The organism is Tannerella sp. (genome assembly GCF_030528505.1).
GTDB lineage: Bacteria > Bacteroidota > Bacteroidia > Bacteroidales > Tannerellaceae > Tannerella.
Genome location: NZ_JAUMYS010000063.1, coordinates 1 through 18128, shown reverse-complemented (window position 1 = coordinate 18128; position 18128 = coordinate 1). Strand labels below are relative to the sequence as shown.

Genomic DNA, 18128 nt, shown 5'->3' with positions numbered 1-18128 from the left:
ACTGGGAAAGCACCTTTCCTGCTACCGGGAAATCACCTTTCCCAATCGACCTCAATCGTAACTCGTAATTCGTAATTGTTTAATGTATGTGAGGTAGCCGAGCAGCAAGTTGATCAACCCGAGCATGCATTCTTTCGTATGATTGACAAAAGCAAAGGTGATCATCCATAACGAAGCGGCAATGAAGAGGATTTGGAAAAGAGGAAAAGCCGGGCTTCTGAAGTTTTCCACGTTGTCAGGATGTTCTTTCTTCCTGTATCGAACCAGGATGACACCGATCACGACGAGCAGGGTTGAGATACTCAATAATACTCCGCAGTAGATCATGATCTGTTCGAAGGTACCGCTCAGCAGCAGGATCGTACTGATGGCAAACTGTAACCATAAGGCTCTCCGCGGCACATCATCGTTGCGCACCTTGAAAAAACGCCATAGCGGATATTCACGGGCGATGCTCGCCGTCACCCTCGGACCGATCCAGATCATGGCACTGATGCCTGAGACGAGCAGCGCCGAGAATCCCCACCCGAAGAGTGCCGCCGCTCGCTCACCGAGCATCGAACGAATGCCGGGTGTGGCAACGTTTAATTGCCCGACCAGTTCGTGCAAAGCGGTATGCTTCAGAAAGACATATTGCAGCAGCGTATACAATGCCGTTACGATGCATGTGCCGTAGATCAGCGATCGGGGAATCGCCTTCCTCGGATGCTTAAATTCTTCCGTAATGTATGTCGCCGCATTCCATCCCGAGTAGGAATAGCTCACGTAGATCAGGCTGACGGCAAAGGCCGATGACGCGCACTCCCATAGATAGCCGGTATCCAAAAGGAGGGCGTTGTCTTTATTCGCAGGGAGGAACAGGCCGGCAGCGATGATAGCCAATATCAAAAGCACTTTAAAGACGGTGCTGATGTTTTGGAAACGTGCGCTGTAACGCAGGTTGAATGTATGAATCAACGTAATCAGCAGAACCACGGCAACGGCTGTCCATACGGGAGTCACCAAACGTACGGGCAGATAATCGGCGAAAGCGAAAGCTGAGAGTGCGATCGGGGCAGCGAATCCGACGGTCAGCGAAATCCAGCCGGATAAGTATCCTACGACCGGATGATAGATGCGGGAGAGGAATGTAAATTCTCCGCCCGACTTTTTGATGAGCGTGCCGATCTCCGCATAACTGAAGGCGCCGCTTAACGCGATAAGCCCCCCACATAACCATAAAGTCAGGATCGTAGCGGTGTTATGTAGCGAAACGAGCTGAAAGCCCAAGCTGGTAAACACACCGGCCCCGATCATGTTGGCCACCACAATCGATGTGCCGGTAAGTGTGTTGATCTTGCTTTTCGACACCGGAGCGGTCTATTTTAGATGTTCTTCTGCTGCCACAGCATCGAGCAACAGTCGGTATGCCCGTACCGTGCTGTCGGCATTCAGGTAACGGTCTCTTAATTTTTCATACCTTTCCAGCACCTGCATCGAGCGATGATACAGCAAGGAATCGACTTCGCGCGAAGGCTCGTAGTCTTTGGGATACGCATAGACGAAATAACCTTCTTTAGACTGATGTGTGGGGATGTTGAAAAAGTTACGGGGCGTCGGCTTCTGTATGTCACGATGCGTGTGACTGGCCTCGACGAAAAAGTCGACGGCATAATCCGGATAACCGAACAGATACCCATACCCTCGGTATCGTTCGTAGATTCCTGCGTTCTCTATGGTCGATACCACGGTAGCCGGGTCGGCACCGGGTACAAGACCGTATTGTCCGAAAAAGCTCTCCTTTGCTTTGAGTAGGCTGTCTAAAAGACTGACACGTACAACGCTTAACTGTATCGTGCGGTTACTGTCCTGATGTGCCCGGTAAGGAATAAAGACAAACGCCAGATCGGGCAGGCGGATTGCGTTGATGGCTTTCTGCACATGTGACAGGCGATCTAAGTATCGGCCTTTTTTGGCTCTGTCGACAATCTCGGGGCTGCTCCGTTTGGCAGAATCGGTATTGGCCAGAGGCATCTTGTAAAGCTTCAACGAACTCATAGGCTTGATACGTCCCAGAAGGGTGTAGACTGCTTCGCGGTCTAACCCCGTCTGTAAGATGGAATCGATTAATAAGGCTCTTTCGTCGGGTGCGGCTTGTTCCGTCACTGTTCTTGGCAGAGTGTGTCGGCTGCTTCTGCAACCGAGCAGCAAAAGAAGGACCAAGAACATACTCCAACCACGTTTCATTATCATACTGTTTCTTCTTTTTTGTGTTTCGATTTCGTCGTTAGAAATTGCAACCTACACTGATTGATAGCATGTTTCTGTTGCCGAAACTGTTATTTTGCGCTTTGGCATAAGAAGCATCCGCGCGAACGTACACGTTCACGTCTGCGGCACGGTTTATTTTCTGCGAATAAACGCCTGAAAGATGCGCGCCAAAGAAGCCCGATGTATCGTATTCATTGTCTGTCTTATCTAACTGCGAATGAATCGGGTACTCTTTATAAGCTCCTCCGTACAGATAGCTTCCGTCGATATTTTTTCCGTACATCAGCCGGGTGCCCACCAGCAGCTTCTTCGACAACTTGTCCGACAAGGTGAAATTGCGCTTCCCGAAAGCTTCGAACGCGATGTTTCTGGCGTGTTTCCTACTTTTGGGCAGGAGATATTCGTCATTCAGATCCGTATAGTTTATTTTACCTCCAAGCAGGTATTTGTACTCGTCACCCTGATTCTTCGTCCATGAATATCCGACACTCAGGTATTTGCTCGCATAAGTCGAACGGATGCTCTTATACAGTGTGACGTATCCTTTGAATGTCTCCGTATCGTCGAATTTCGTAACATACTCGATGCCCTTCACCATGCGCTGCATATATTCGAGATCAAGGTAATGCGTATGATCCTCCCCTTTCGTTTTGAGCGATGCTTTCTGATGCCACACACGATCGATGACGGTACCTTCTTTCCGCGGGTTCGTGAACGAAACCTCGGCATCTTCTACGCTTGTGAGATAATTACCCGTCAGCATCAGATCGATGCTTCCCGAGTAGTGATACTGCAAGCCTGCTCCAATGCTTTTACGGATATAGTTCGTCGTTCTTCCGCTGCCGATACCGATGATGGCATTTCCCAAACCGCGCAATTCGTAAAACGGCTGATCGATATAGACGTTGACGTTCGACATATTCGACTCCTCCTTGAAAACCCCGTATTCGAGATTCAAACCGAGGCGATTGTGGCTATTGACGGAGTAAACGACTCCGGGACGGACGGAGAGCTTCATCGCATAATTCTCCGTGCGGATATCGCGTTGCTTGGCCGCCAGATAAGCATAGTATTCTCCTCCGACACCGAATAACCATTTCTCTCCGATAGTAGGGAAATTGATCTTGTATTCCAGTTCGTAATACTGATTGTTCCAGTCGCTCGAGAGCGTGTCGGCCACGAAGTAAGGCATGCCGCGGTAAGGGTTGATCAGCGAAGCGTTAAACCTTGCATCCTTGACTGTGTTTCGTGCGTAATCAAATCTTCCCCAGAAATAAAAGTCGCGAATATTTACGCCTCCTTCGGTATTCAGCGTGAGACTCTTGTTCTTCTCTCCTTCCATCACCCGATGATACTTGCCGTTTTTTAGCGTGTATCCTCCGGAGAGCGTTGCGTAATTTTTCGATTGATCGAGCTTCAGACCGGCCGCATTCGACGACTGATTCCATATCCACGTCAATTTCATTTTTTCGGCTGCTGCCGGCGAGAGGTCAGCCTCCTGTGCCGACGTGACGGCGACCGACGAAAGGAAAAGCCACAGGAGCAGTTGCTTCTTATATGTTGTTCTTTGCATAGTGTTTCTTTTTACTTCAAAATGATACTTATTTCAGGGTATGATTCCAGCTCGGCATTTTAGCGTTGTAGCGTCTGAACATGGGAACGACCCCTCTTTCAAAATCTTCCGTACTGTTGTTCGTATCTTGCAAAAAAGGAGTCCCATCCGGGTTCTCTCCGAGCTTTTTACGGGTTACTCCGAGTGAATTATAGGTCGCACCGACTGTCGTGATTCCGGCATCCAATACGCCCGGCATACGCTTGGCATTGACTTTTGTCTCGTCATCTACGGCTTCTACACCGTCCAACACATACTCGATCGGGATCTTTGCATAGAGCCTCTTTAATGAACTGCTCTGGTCTTTCGCTTGTAGTGCCGGATTATTGACCGGATCGTAGACCTCCCCTTCGGGTGCCTTAAATATAACGTAGGCGCCCCCGAAAACCGACGTTAAGTATTGAGGAGCCCTTCCTTTATCGGCTTTTCCGTCGAAGTAGACATGTTCCATATCGAAAGCCGGTTGATCCGGAAACTTCGGATTGTTCATATTAAATTCGAACTCCGAGCTGGAACAGTCGACAGGAGAATCCGGGTTGTAAATCTCGAGCTTATGATTGGCTGCGAACTGTGAAATCACACAGCTTTCGCCGGGCTTCAGGGGATAGTTCGTCCCATTGCCGGGGAACTTCCATATCCGCTCGGTGTACACATATTTATTGCCGTCTTCCTGAGGCCATACGGGAAGTTTTGACGTCGATTTGGTCGGGTACAGCACGGCAAAATAAATACCGTCCAAATAAAGAAGGTCTTCCGAGTTGTTATAAATTTCGTAGAACTGATTTCGGAAATAGAAATTAGCGGTTCCCGAATAGAAGATTTCTTTGAATATAAGCGGGCTGATTTTCTGACCGGAGACAGGCAAATCGATCGTCGAGCGATTATTCAATAAGGGATGGTTGACCAAACTACCGTTTAAATAATACCATACGCCCTCCTTGTTTTTTAATTTTCCCGAGATGACGATGCTGTACATGCCGGGAATCAGATCGCCAATCTCTACGGTCGAGGAAGTCAGTTCTTTTTCTACGCGGATTCCTTCGACATAATTATTCAAAATAAGTTTCAGTCCGTTCGTGTTATCAAAGCCGGACAATGTGATTTTGGGCCGAATGGTGACGGAGATCGGCGTTATTTCTTTTGTTCCGAGTGCATCGGAAAACGAGTCGCAGGATGCCAGCAAAGACGCCAACCCGATGAGTGCAAGATATATTTTTTTATTCATAGTCAAATGTGTATTAATGGATTAATAAATTGACTTCTAATCCGAAAAAGAAGTCTTTTACAGGGAGAAATCCTCGACCTCCTTGATGATACGAGCCGGGGTTGCGTTTCGATTCCACAACCGGATAGTATCTGAACATGTTGTTCGCGAAGAAGGAAACACGCATAAAATTACGTATTTCTTTCGTGATATTGATATTGAAATTGAATAACGGCGGGATGGATTCAACAATGTACAAGGCATCGTTTCGTCGGCGCAGGATAGATTTGAATTCGGGCTCATCCTTCTTCGAGGGATCGAAGTCATATTGCTTTCCGTCGTTCTTGGAGATATAAGCTACCGGGATCGTATCGTTGCCGAAAGTATAACGGTCTCGCTGGCTCCAGACGGTTTCCATCGTGAGGGTAACCACAAATCCTATTTCGGGGATGTTATGTGTGGCCCGTAGGGCGGTCGAGAACCGGTCGGTTTTATGTTTGGACATCACCGGTCCATACAGTCCGACGTGGGTGCGCGAAGCTCCTCCTTCACCGCTGTTGTCATAATACGAATAGGTGTCCTGATAATTCTCGTTCTGCATGTAAGCGCCCGAGAAAGAAAATGCGGTGCGAATGGCGTCGATCCGGTTGATTTGTAAATCGAACTCAACGCCTTGGCTGTTCATGACTAAATGGTTGGAGGGAACATAGTATTCTGCCAATACAGGATGAGCGGCCGATAATTGGTAAACCGGTTGATTCTTGCCTTCCGCGCGTTTATATTGTTTAAAAGTAACCGGTTGGAACGTGGGCGACATGGAATAGCCATTCTTCAAGTGCTCTTTAAAGGCTGTAAGATAAAGCTGGAAATCATTAAATAAAAGATCTACTCCGATCTCCGCTTTCGTATTGGTCGCCGCTTTCAAGTCGTGATTCTTCGTGTCGAAGACTCGCGTTGTCGTCATAAATATACGTTGGTCTTTGGGAATCCGATCGTTCGGAATTTCGTTGATGTTGATGTATTCGAAGTATGCTTTCTCCGGATACAAATAAACGAGGGTCGGCATCTTTGCCGTCACACCATATCCGGCTTTCAGGAAAACCTTTTGAGGAATCACTTCGAGTGACGCATTGATACGGGGAGATAAGACGTTCTCTACATCTTTCATCATATCGTATCGTAATCCTGCCTGAACACGTAATTTGTTGTTAGGAGTAAGGTGTGCTGTCAGGTTCTCTTCCACAAAGAACGAGCCGTGCCGGATAAAGGGGATATCTTTGTAGGCACGTGGCCTGAACGTAGCGTTAAGCGCTTGTAAATTACGATAAGGCGGAGCCATCCGGTCGAAGACTTTCCCTTGCCCGACATTCCCCTCCAAGCGGTACTCGCTTCCAAGCAATATCCGATGATCCGTTTTGCCCCATCGTTTAAACAAGGTGGCCGATAATTTGGCAAACGCATGAATCTCTTTTCCGTAAATATCATATTTCCCTTTGTAGGTGGAAGGCAGAAATACAGCCTGGTCCGAAGGATTTACGTGCGTATAGTCGGTGATCTTTTTCCCATCCACATCAAATAGATCGAGGCCGGGCTTGTTAGTGATGATAGCTCCGTCGACCGTCGTCATGGAGTAGGGAGCGTTTGCCGCCGTATACAATTCTTCGTAATGACTTTTTTTGTCCGTATAGCTTCCGGATAATGCGTATTTGATATTCTTCAGCCAGCTCTTATCCTTAAAATAAATGGTTCCGTTTGTGTTTAAAGACAACTTGGCATCTTTGCCGCTTGATACCGTTTCCGTGATTTTATCGTCAGGATTACGATCGCGTTTAGCCTGTCCGTACATCAAATCCACGATGGTATTGCTTTTCCATCGATTATCTAAAAATACATTCGAGTAAATGGCTTTGGACGAGAAGCGCCGATAATATCGATACGATTGAATCGGCGTATTTACATTATACGTATAGTCGGCGCTCAGATTCAAATCACCCCGGTTTTTCCCCAGACTGGCACCTTTCTGTGCAAAGAAATGGTAAATGTTCGGGTTCGTCCGTGCCTTGATGCTTAATGGAGTCTTGCCGGCCTTCGATTTGACCAAGACAGCGCCTGATGTCAAGTCGCCATATTCTGCCGACGGGATTCCCCGAATTACTTCGACCGATTCGATATTTTCCAATGAGATATTTCTCGTATCAATTCCTCCTGCCGGCGAAGCCGTTCCTCCTAACGCATTTAAATTTCCTACTACGGCAGGGTGCATGGACTGCAGGTTTGCATTATTCGATAGAGGTGATCCGTCTTGTATAATGGTGGCGCCAAGCGCATTCATTGCCGACTCGCCCCACCCGTTTGGAGTTCCGACGGTACGGATATTGATTTGAGAAGCGTAGTTCAGATTCGGATTGGCGGTGATTCCTCCAGGCAGTAAAGCTAACACGTTATTTAAGCTGACCGATTGAAGGTGTTCGATCGCTTTATGAGAGATCGTCGAGGAAGTTGATTGTCCGCTCTGTCCCGGTTTTATTGTTACGACAACTTCTTTCAGACGGAAATTGTCTTCCTTTAACAAGAAGTCAACGTTTGTATCGGCGTGCAGCCTCAAGAGCGTATCGACCGTTACTTTCCCGATAAAAGATACTTTGAGTCTTACTTCTCCTTCAAGGATGTGAGTAAGTGTATACTCGCCGTTTGCATTACTTGTCGTTCCGATGCCGGATGCTTCGATGACCAGCGACGCTCCCGGAAGAGATTGCTTTTGACCTCCTGCGGTCTCCTCATACACCGTTCCCCGTAAAGCGTATTTCTTTTGGCTCAAAAGAGGAATTGCGTTAAAAGACAGACAGATTATCCCACAGAGGATAAGAAGAATTTTTCGTTCTATTGTAATCATAGTTAATGCATAAATTTGTCAGACAGACGTGTTGTCTTATCTACCAAACAATCTTTTGTTAATTTGTCTTTTTTTTAAGGCGCAAAGATAAGGCATAATGTGATTCATGCCAATCCCTATTTTAGGGGATTTTTGAAAGGAAAAAAGAACGCCGGTAAGCTTACGAAGTGCGATGAGAAGTCGGAAGTCGTCTGAGGGTATGCGATAAAAAACAGATACTGTTTTGGTTGTACGTTCGAAAAAAAAGCTATACCTTTGCCTGACGAAGTTTGAGGGCTATGAAAAAAGGCACAAAAAAACGATATCGGTTGGGATTAGCACTAAGTGGAGGTGGAGCAAGAGGCTTTGCCCATATTGGTGTGTTTAAATTGCTGGAAGAGTGTGGTATTCGTCCGGATATCATCGTAGGCACAAGTGCCGGAGCACTGATGGGTACGCTGTTTGCCGACGGACATACGGCCGACGAGATTAAACAGATGTTTACCGGTCGGGAGTTTTCGGAGTTTGCACAACTGCAAATCCCGAAAGCCGGTTTATTTGATAGTAGCCGTTTCAGCCAGTTCGTGGAACGTCATCTGCGGGTAAAAACATTCGAGGAACTTCAGATCCCGATGATTGTTGTCGCCACAGACCTTGATCACGGGTGCAGCCACAGCTTCTCGTCCGGTCCTATTGCCGAGCCGATTCGTGCATCATGCAGCATTCCGATCATCTTCAATCCCGTGATAATCGATGGAATTCATTATGTGGACGGTGGGCTTTTTCACAATTTCCCGGTGTCGGTCATCCGTGATCTTTGCGATGTGGTCATCGGTGTGAACGTGAATCCTTACACATCGCCGAAATACAGTCAGAACATTTACAGCATCGCTGAACGGTCGTTTCATTATCTCTTTGAGGCCAACACGGCAGAAGATCGCACCAACTGTGACCTGCTGATTGAGACGGCAGAGTTTGGAAAATATAAAATGTTCGATCTGAAGAATGTCGACCTCATCGCGGAGGTCGGGTATCATACCGCTCTCAAGGCATTTCACAAGTTCGTGAAAGCAGCCGACAAAAAAGAACTGCTCATTCATGCTTTTTTAGACAGAAAAATGATCAACACTTAATAATATAAGTATTATGGAAAGAGACGAAAAAGTATTTATCTATCAGGTTTTTCCGAGAATTTTCGGAAATATGACCCACCCATGTGTAAAGCACGGAAGTATACAAGAGAACGGATCGGGAAAATTCGACGACTTTACTCCTGTTGCGCTAAAGGCAATCAAGGATTTGGGTATCACGCACGTGTGGTACACCGGAATCATCGAGCACGCCACACAGACAGACTACACAACGTTCGGCATCCCTAAAGACCATGATGCCGTGGTGAAGGGGAAAGCCGGATCACCTTATGCCATCAAAGATTACTACGATGTAGAACCTGACCTCGCGCGCCATATCCCCGACCGTATGGCCGAGTTCGAAGCGCTCGTCGAACGTACGCATGAGGTCGGCCTGAAAGTCATCATCGACTTCGTTCCCAATCACGTTGCCCGGCAATACCATTCTGACGCCAAAAATCCGCTTGTGCACGATCTGGGACAAGACGACAACCGAAATGTCGCTTTTGATCCCAACAATAATTTTTACTACTTGCCGGGACAGACGCTTGAACTGCATTTCGGTGCGCAGCAGGAAGACTTCGAATACAGTGAATTTCCGGCCAAAGTGACCGGGAATGATTGTTTTTCTGCATGTCCGGGGCAAAACGACTGGTACGAAACGGTTAAACTGAATTACGGTGTTGATTTCGACAATGGAAAACTCGGACATTTCTATCCAGTGCCTGACACTTGGAAAAAGATGCTCGATATTTTGAAATTCTGGATTGGAAAAGGAGTAGACGGTTTCCGTTGCGACATGGCCGAGATGGTGCCCGTGGAGTTTTGGGAATGGGTCATTCCCCGTGTACGAAGCTGGAAAAATGTAATCTTCATAGCTGAAGTATATAATCCGTCGCTTTATCGTGACTTCCTGCGACGTGGCAAATTCGATTACTTATATGACAAGGTAGGGCTGTATGATACGCTGCGGGAGGTGATGTGCGGCCGTGCCCCGGCCAGTCGGCTGACTAAATGCTGGCAGGCCGTCGACGATATCCGTCCGCATATGCTGGCTTTTCTCGAAAATCACGACGAACAACGCATCGCTTCGGAATTTTTTGCCGGAGAAGCGCAAGTCGGAGTACCCGCTTTCTTGACGGTAGCCACCATGGGCGTCAACCCGGTAATGATCTACTGCGGGCAAGAACTGGGCGAACGGGGAATGGACGAAGAGGGCTTCAGTGGACGCGACGGGCGCACAACCATCTTCGATTACTGGAGTCTCGAATGCCTGCGTAACTGGAACAACGGCGGACGGTTCGATGAAGCCCTGCTGACCGACGAGCAGAAAGCGTTGCGTCGGCAATATGCCGCCATCCTCCATATCGCCGCGACGGAAAAGGCTGTTCGTCAAGGGAAATTCTTCGATCTGATGTACGTCAACCTCCATAATCCGTATTTCGATCCGCACCGGCAATACGCCTTTTTACGCAAATCGGGCAGCGAGGTGCTCCTTGTTGTCGCCAATTTCGACCAAACGCCCCAGACCGTGCGCGTCCATATCCCGGACGAGGCTTTCCGAAGTTTGTCGATCCCGGATAATCAACCGGCCGAATTGACAGACCTGCTTTCGGGAACGAAGAGTATCGGTACGCTGACGGCTGCCTGTCCGTATGAAGTGCTTCTGCCGGCATGCTCGGGGAAAGTGTTAAAATTCGACTATGCCGCTCAACGCTGAATATTTTTTCAATCGGAGGAGAGTTTTTCCGTAAACAGGCCCGTTGTTTCGGAATAAGTTCCTACTTTTGTGCGACAATTCTTAAATTAAAATTCGATCTGATGAGTGCACATACTCCTTTTGCTGTCTTTTCGGGAACAAACTCCCGTTATCTTGCAGAAAAAATCTGTAATAGTCTGGGCTGTTCGATGGGACAGATGAACATTGAACACTTCTCCGACGGCGAGTTTTCCGTCTCGTACGAAGAAAGTATCCGTGGTAAAGACGTGTTTTTGGTACAGTCTACGTTCCCCAATGCTGACAACCTGATGGAGCTCCTGCTGATGATGGATGCCGCCAAACGTGCATCGGCGCATTCGGTCATTGCCGTAATTCCGTATTTCGGATGGGCTCGTCAAGACCGAAAAGATAAGCCGCGTGTATCTATCGGGGCGAAAATGATTGCTGATCTGTTGAGTGTCTCCGGTTTGAACCGGCTTATCACGATGGATCTGCATGCGGATCAGATTCAAGGTTTCTTCAACGTACCGGTCGACCATCTCTATGCCTCGTCCGTATTTCTCGAATACATCAAGACCCAGCTCCCGCTCGATAACCTCGTGATGGCTACCCCCGATGTGGGCGGAACGAAACGTGCCAGCAGTTATTCGAAATTCCTCGAAATCCCGATGGTGATTTGTTATAAAAAACGGCTTAAAGCCAATGAGATTGCGGATATGAGGATTATCGGCGACGTAGAAGGCAAGGATGTGTTGTTGGTTGATGATATCGTCGATACGGCCGGAACAATTACGAAGGCTGCCGATCTGATGATGCAAAACGGAGCCAAATCCGTACGTGCTATGGCAAGTCATGCCGTCATGTCCGATCCGGCCACCATGCGCATCGACCAATCGTCGTTAAAAGAAATGATCTTCACCGATTCGATTCCCTATACGAAGAAAAGCGAAAAGATCACGGTATTGTCGGTGGCCGACATGTTTGCCGAAGCCATCCGGCGTGTGTGCCGCGACGAATCGATCAGTTCGCTCTATGCGATCAAGTAATGGGAGACAGGTGATTGCGAATAGTAAATTACGAATTTAGATCTGCTGACGACTGAAAATTTGATGACTGATTGCTGTGAAGAACCCTGCGGGCGTTTGATTATTGGTTTGATTGTTTCTGAGCGCTGATAACTAACTGCTAAACAAAAAACATCGAAACAACGAAACGTCCGAAGGTCTGGATACAGACAGTTGAATAACAATTATCAAACAATGCCATGATTTTGGATTTTCCGAATATTAAAGAAGAACGGTTACCGCGCTTTAAAGGCGGTGAAAAGGAATATATCGCACGTATGTTTGTCGATGAGCATAACCGTATCATGTACGGCCGGCTTGAACCCGGTGCGTCCATCGGCATGCATATGCACGATACGAGCAGCGAAGCCATTTATATTCTGCAAGGAAACGGTAAGGTGCTGATCGATGATGGGGAAGAGAGAGTGAGCGCGGGGCAGTGTCATTATTGCCCGAAAGGCCATGCACACAGCCTCGTCAACGACAGCAATGCCGACCTGATTTTCTTTGCCGTCATCCCGCAACACGAAGGCGCAGGTTAAGCCTCCTGCTGCACTTTTATCAAATAATCATTCCGCTACCGATGCAGAGATGATGGTCTTTGTCGTATACGACAGCGAATTGTCCGGGTGCGATGCCTTGCATCTTCTCCTCACTATGGATCGTATATAAATCGCCGAAGCGACGGATATGACCGCGCGTAAACTCGGGGGTGTGACGAATCTTGAACGTAACCTCTTTCTCGTCGTCGAACGTGCCCCAGATATCTTCGGTGATAAAATGAAAGCCTTCCATGCGAATCGTTTTGCCGTATTGCGTCTCCGGGTCATAGCCGTTTGATACGTAGATAATATTTTCGTCCACGTCTTTCCGGATCACGAACCACGGTCCTCCACTCAATCCTAATCCTTTGCGTTGGCCGATGGTATGGAACCAGTAACCTTGATGCTTACCGAGTACCTTGCCGGTTTCCAGTTCGATGATTTTTCCTTCGCGACGACCAAGATAACGCTCAATAAAATCGTTGTAATCGATCTTGCCGAGAAAGCAGATGCCCTGACTGTCTCTGCGCTGTGCGCTCGGCAGGTTCTGTGCCGAAGCGATGGCACGTACCTCGCTCTTCATCAGATGACCGATCGGAAACATGAGCTTCGAGATTTGCAGATTCGTGATTTGACCGAGGAAATCCGTCTGGTCTTTCACAGGGTCTTTCGCTGTCGACAGCCATGTACGGCCGTTGATCTCCGTTGTTGTCGCGTAATGCCCCGTAGCAATTTTATCAAAATCTTTTCCCCATCGGTCTTCAAAGCATCCGAATTTGATGTAGCGATTACACATCATATCGGGATTGGGAGTCAGACCGCGTTTTACGGACTCGATCGTATAGCTGACCACTTTGTCCCAATATTCTTCATGCAGTGAGACCACCTCCATCCGGCAACCGTACTTCTTTGCGATGTACGTAGTCATTTCAATATCTTCTTCCGCCGGACAGTCGATGTATCCGTCTTTGTCTTCCATCCCGATGCGGATATAAAACATCGTCGGCTCGTAGCCTGCCTCTTTCAGCAGATGTACTACGACCGAACTGTCTACTCCTCCGGAAACCAATGCGACTATTTCCATACTCTTACCGATAACTTTTCCGCAAAAGTACAAAAAAGACATCTTTCGGACAACGGAAGCGCTTCGTTCCTGCCTGTTGGCACAACGCCTCCCCTCTTTTGGGGATTGCGGCATCTCTCCTTTCGTCCTACCTTTGGAGCCGGATGAACAAGCGCATATTGATATTTGGTTCCGGAGTGATCGGCTCGGTGTACGGCGGATTGCTGGCCAAGGCGGGCTACGACGTGAGCCTGCTTGCTCGTGGCAAACGTCTGAAAGATTTGCAGGAGAAAGGGCTGCTTTTGCGGCGGGCCATGCGCCCACAGGCCGAGACTGAAACCGTCGGTGTACGTGTCGTCCCCGAGCTATGCCCCGACGATGCTTACGATTACGTCTTTGTTACCCTGCGTGCCGAGCAGGTCGAAGAGGCGCTTCCCGTGCTGGCGGCCAACACTTCGAGTTGTTTCGTTTTTATGGTGAATCACGCCGAGGGCTACGACCGTTGGGAGTCAACCGTAGGTAAAGGCCGAGTGATCGCAGCCTTTCCCGGGGTGGGCGGAAGGGTTGACGAAGAGGGTAAGGTTTTTTACAGCCTCACCGGCCGCCTCATTCAACCCACCACCTTGGGCGAACCCGACGGAAGTCTTACACCCCGTATCCGCGAATTGCACCGGATGTTGCTCAGGGCCGGTTTCCCGACTGTCATAAACCGTAACATGGACGCATGGCAAAAAACGCACCTTGCCTTGGTTTGTCCCTTAGCCTGTGCCATCTATTGCGACGGCGGAAACAGCCGCACGCTGGCAAACAACAGGCAAGTCCTCATCCAACTTAGCAAAGCCTTAAGAGAAACCTTTGCCTTTATACACCGTTCGGGAATAGGTATTACCCCCGGCAAGTATCGTTTCATGCGTGTTGTTCCGCTGACTGTCATGCGCTTTGTGCTGTCTCACATCTATGCCTCGTCGTGGGCGGAAACCTTTATCGACGACCATACCCGCCATGCCCGTGGAGAGATGATGCACCTCACAGAAGCTCTTATTGCTTTGGCTGCCCGCCACGGATGCGAACTGATCGAACTCGGAAGGCTCTTAACCGGTAGAATCGATTCAAAATAGACTTTCGGGAACAAATGGACGTTTCTTTATCCCTGATACATTTTACGCGCTCTTGCTTATTTACATAATAGAAGAGATTTAGCGTTTTCGATAAAAAATATATCTTTGTAGTTGCTTCTTGTCATGTAGTATTTTTTACAGCAAATGGAATGCAATAAAGAATTCTTTTTAACTTTACAAGTTAGACATAACAAACAGCCATCCAAATAGAACCATCTGAAAAATAACATCATGAAGAAGAATGTATTGATCGTTTTGCTCTTGCTTCCATTTCTCTCTTTCGGACAAGAAATGACTTTTGAGATTGAAAAGCTCTCCAAGCCCGAAAGATTGCTCCCTCTACAATCATACGATGATATTTACCAAGGGATGATACTGACGGATGCGCATGTATCGAAATGGGATATCGAAAAGAAAGGGATTGATTTTAAATACCATCTCTTGGCCAAAAGCAAAGCCCCCGACAGTCTGGTCAATTACGGTTATCATTCTTTTTTTTACGGGATGTACGAGGCTTATGCTCACCATCGGCCTTTTGTACTCTCTCCCGACATGATCTCGCTCTTAATAAGTCAGGGATTTGCCAGGCACGTACAGGCCAACCCTGAAAAACTCCGGAAATATTTCGTCGATTTTTCGGGAAAACTCAGCTTAACCGTAGTTGCCGGAAATGATTTGCTAAAAGATTCCGAGCAGTGGGAAGAGCTTTTTCCCCAGTTCACAGCCCAGATTGCCGGGCATACCGGTGAGGAATTGATAAACACCTTGACCGCTGATTTTTCCACAACAACGGCTGTCGAAAAAGTGGCTTCCGAAATTACCATAATGGAAGCCATGGAGCCTTACTTTGAGTTTGTTGTAATCTATATGGTTTGTGGTATACCGCAAATCACACTAAAAGGGACAACCGAAGATTGGGAGAAAATTCTTGAAAAGACGAGAAAACTGGGAAAATACGATTTGCGATGGTGGACGAAAGAGTTAGAGCCTATTTTAAAAGAATTTATACGTGCGTCGAAAGGACAAATCAATAAAAGGTTCTGGCGAAACATGTTTAAGTATCACTCTAAAAAGAGATACGGAGCTCCTAAAATCATTGACGGTTGGATTGTTAAATTCTTTCCTTACGATAAGGATGGGCAACGCAATAATCTGAACCGACTTGTTGGCACTCAGAGTTTGCCCGAAGAGATCGTTAAAGTGGACCTGAAATATCTAAAAACGGATGGAGCCCATACCGAAGAGACCATGCTCGAACTCTGGGCCGGCTTTATTGGCCTTGAGCAAAATACGGAAACCTATGCGCTGACACCACAAATAAGTTGGATGATTAAAAAGAAAGACATCAATCGGGAGGCCTTATATCAAAGTCTGGAAAGAGATAACGTGCCTTATACTGGATTAGGCTCAGGGATTGACCTGAAAATAATTGAAGTGCCGGAGGTATTAAAGAAATTTGACACGATATATGCACTTGGACTTCGTTTCAAGAAAGAGGTGTTCCTTCCCGACTGGATGAAGACGAAAAGAATCGGCAAGCTGTTTATCGACGGAACAATATCGGATAAGGAGAAACAAAAGATTTTAGATTGGTATCCCAACACGGAAATCGAGTTAAACGGTAAAAAACACCACGAGGGGAAAAATACTTGGATCCGGTTTTGGGGTAAGGAAATCCCTAAGGAGGTCTTGGAGTTGAAACATATCTGGATTTTAGAAATATGGAATATGGCAGATGATCAAGAACTTGTTCTTCCGGATGAACTTGGAAAGATAAAGATTGAAATCCTCTCTTTAATGGAAGTTGTGTCCGATGAAAATCTAAAAAAAATAAAACGCTTGCTTCCCGATACGGATATTTATGTCGATGGGGAGAAACTTCCATAAAATAAGGTGGCTTACTATTCTCTTGTTCTGAATATGTTAGAGGCCCTAAAAAGACATCATTAACATATCAATCCTGAAAATAAAAAAGAATATGAAAACACTAATCGCACTCTCGCTATTGTTGAGTTTAAGCATGAGCTTGAAGGCTCAAGAGATTCTAACCGCAGCACAATCCGACCCCAATACAATGGGTTGGATGACTGGTTTCCCGCCTCCTAAAGAACGGGTGATTTCCGCGATAGACGGAAGCTTTTTCCGCTTCCCGGCTTTGAGATACAGCGTTTGCCACATGCGCCAATTCATGCCGACCACCGAAGTCAAGGCTGCTTCAAGCAAACAATACAAGTTCAAGCTTAAAATCGACGGGAATATCGACGGGCTCACATTTATCCCTTGGGGTAGCACCGAAGCAATGACTTGGAAAGAGTCTCTTTCGAAGAACTATACGGACGGCATACTGATATTGCACCGGGGAAAGATTGTTTACGAGAATTATTTCGCTGCGCTGAAGCCGGATGGTGTCCATGCGGCCATGTCCGTCAGCAAAAGCTTTACGGGAACTCTCGGCGCACTGTTGCTTGCGCAAGGTCTCCTTGATGAGAATAAAACCGCAGCCGATTACGTTCCCGAATTGAAAAATTCGGCCTTTGGGGATGCAAGCATAAGACAAATCCTCGATATGACGACGGGCTTGAAATACAGCGAAGACTATTCGGATCCCAACGCCGAAATCTGGTCGTTTTCGGCAGCCGGTAATCCCTTCTCCAAACCGGCATCGCCCGAAGCCCCTGCAAATTACTACGACTATCTCGTTACGCTTCGGAAAGAAGGACGGCACGGTGCGGCCTTCGGCTACAAAACCGTCAATACCGATGTGATGGGCTGGATTATCTCCAGAGTAACGGGGAAAAGCATCCCCACTTTACTATCGGAGCTCATTTGGAAGCCCCTCGGGACGCATGTGGACGGTTATTATCAGGTCGATGGATCCGGGATAGCCTTTGCCGGTGGAGGTTTTGGTGCCAATATGCGTGATATGGCCATGTTCGGAGAAATGATCCGCAATAAGGGGAAGTTCAACAAACGGCAAATATTGCCCGCCGAAGTGGTGCAGGACATCATGAAAGGTGGCAACCGGGAGGCTTTCGCCAAGTCGGCACATGCCGCTACGCTCAAGAACTGGAGTTACCGGAATATGTGGTGGGTTTTGCACAACAGTCATGGAGCATTTATGGCACGGGGCGTACACGGACAAAGCATTTACATCGACCCTACGGCGGAGATGGTTATTGTGCGTTTTGCCTCGCACCCCGAAGCAAAGAACTCAAAAAACGACCCGACCTCACTGCCTGCTTATCAAGCCGTAGCCGAATATCTTATAAGCAAGTAAGGGATGAGCAAATGTTTTGACTTTCAGTTTGATTTAGCGATTGTTTGAACTCCTTGCTTCTTTTGTAATTATTGATGCCCTCTTTTTTACGAGACCCCAAAAGTATGAATAAAGCTTTTGGGGTTCCTTCGTTTAAGTATAAAATGTTCCTACTTAAGTGCCTTGGATCGAACTTCTCCCCTCCCCAATAAAGGGGATTAAGCTCTAAAAAATCCCCTTTCTTAGGGATTGTGAACACTGTTCAGATATTCTAACTTTGCAGTCGTAATTTTGAAT

13 protein-coding genes and 1 pseudogene are annotated in these 18128 nt (G+C 47.4%); 7 read left to right on the top strand and 7 right to left on the bottom strand.

Annotation, left to right across the window (positions count from 1 at the left end):
- Nucleotides 1-51 precede the first annotated feature (51 nt).
- From Q4A89_RS09685 to Q4A89_RS09665, 5 genes are read right to left on the bottom strand one after another with little or no spacing between them, the layout of a single operon-like run.
- Entirely contained in the window at nt 52-1350 is a 1299-nt protein-coding gene (locus tag Q4A89_RS09685) for an APC family permease (RefSeq protein WP_303185196.1), read from the bottom strand.
- Nucleotides 1351-1359: 9 nt separating this feature from the next.
- Complete coding sequence (locus Q4A89_RS09680; protein WP_303185195.1) at nt 1360-2232, bottom strand: hypothetical protein; 873 nt, start codon at nt 2230-2232, stop codon at nt 1360-1362.
- Nucleotides 2233-2266: 34 nt separating this feature from the next.
- A complete protein-coding gene (locus tag Q4A89_RS09675) occupies nt 2267-3823 on the bottom strand; it encodes a DUF6850 family outer membrane beta-barrel protein (protein WP_303185194.1) in 1557 nt (518 codons plus the stop codon).
- 28 nt (nt 3824-3851) lie between these two features.
- Complete coding sequence (locus tag Q4A89_RS09670) at nt 3852-5087, bottom strand: DUF4876 domain-containing protein (RefSeq protein ID WP_303185193.1); 1236 nt, start codon at nt 5085-5087, stop codon at nt 3852-3854.
- 13 nt (nt 5088-5100) lie between these two features.
- Nucleotides 5101-7884: a TonB-dependent receptor gene (locus Q4A89_RS09665; protein ID WP_303185192.1), complete on the bottom strand. Its 2784-nt coding sequence runs from the start codon at nt 7882-7884 to the stop codon at nt 5101-5103.
- Nucleotides 7885-8237: 353 nt separating this feature from the next.
- Here Q4A89_RS09665 and Q4A89_RS09660 point away from each other — a divergent pair, with 353 nt between their 5' ends.
- The 4 genes from Q4A89_RS09660 (at nt 8238) to Q4A89_RS09645 (ending at nt 12394) form a co-directional block, all read left to right on the top strand.
- The gene (locus tag Q4A89_RS09660) at nt 8238-9071 is read left to right on the top strand and encodes a patatin-like phospholipase family protein (protein WP_368389507.1); all 834 of its coding nucleotides are present in this window, start codon (nt 8238-8240) and stop codon (nt 9069-9071) included.
- Between the two features lie 13 nt (nt 9072-9084).
- A complete protein-coding gene (locus Q4A89_RS09655) occupies nt 9085-10788 on the top strand; it encodes an alpha-amylase family glycosyl hydrolase (protein ID WP_303185189.1) in 1704 nt (567 codons plus the stop codon).
- A 101-nt stretch (nt 10789-10889) separates the two neighbouring features.
- Nucleotides 10890-11834, top strand: coding sequence for a ribose-phosphate pyrophosphokinase (locus tag Q4A89_RS09650; protein ID WP_303185188.1), 945 nt, complete (start codon nt 10890-10892; stop codon nt 11832-11834).
- A 218-nt stretch (nt 11835-12052) separates the two neighbouring features.
- Nucleotides 12053-12394 (top strand): cupin domain-containing protein, encoded by a 342-nt coding sequence (locus Q4A89_RS09645; RefSeq protein ID WP_303185187.1) that lies wholly within the window; start codon nt 12053-12055, stop codon nt 12392-12394.
- 19 nt (nt 12395-12413) lie between these two features.
- On the opposite strand, the gene mnmA is transcribed toward Q4A89_RS09645, so the two are convergent.
- On the bottom strand, nt 12414-13478 hold the full coding sequence (mnmA, locus tag Q4A89_RS09640; protein WP_303185186.1) for a tRNA 2-thiouridine(34) synthase MnmA: 1065 nt from the start codon (nt 13476-13478) through the stop codon (nt 12414-12416).
- A 143-nt stretch (nt 13479-13621) separates the two neighbouring features.
- Here mnmA and Q4A89_RS09635 point away from each other — a divergent pair, with 143 nt between their 5' ends.
- Nucleotides 13622-14575 (top strand): ketopantoate reductase family protein, encoded by a 954-nt coding sequence (locus Q4A89_RS09635; protein ID WP_303185185.1) that lies wholly within the window; start codon nt 13622-13624, stop codon nt 14573-14575.
- Between the two features lie 345 nt (nt 14576-14920).
- Here the strand turns inward: Q4A89_RS09635 and Q4A89_RS09630 are convergent, their stop codons facing one another.
- Nucleotides 14921-15064: a hypothetical protein gene (locus Q4A89_RS09630; protein WP_303185197.1), complete on the bottom strand. Its 144-nt coding sequence runs from the start codon at nt 15062-15064 to the stop codon at nt 14921-14923.
- Here Q4A89_RS09630 and Q4A89_RS09625 point away from each other — a divergent pair.
- Nucleotides 15017-16204 (top strand): annotated as a pseudogene (locus Q4A89_RS09625) (DUF4419 domain-containing protein); the annotation flags it as partial. The gene Q4A89_RS09630 and the pseudogene Q4A89_RS09625 sit on opposite strands and share 48 nt — an antisense overlap.
- 349 nt (nt 16205-16553) lie before the next feature.
- The gene (locus Q4A89_RS09620; protein ID WP_303185183.1) at nt 16554-17852 is read left to right on the top strand and encodes a serine hydrolase; all 1299 of its coding nucleotides are present in this window, start codon (nt 16554-16556) and stop codon (nt 17850-17852) included.
- Nucleotides 17853-18128 lie beyond the last annotated feature (276 nt).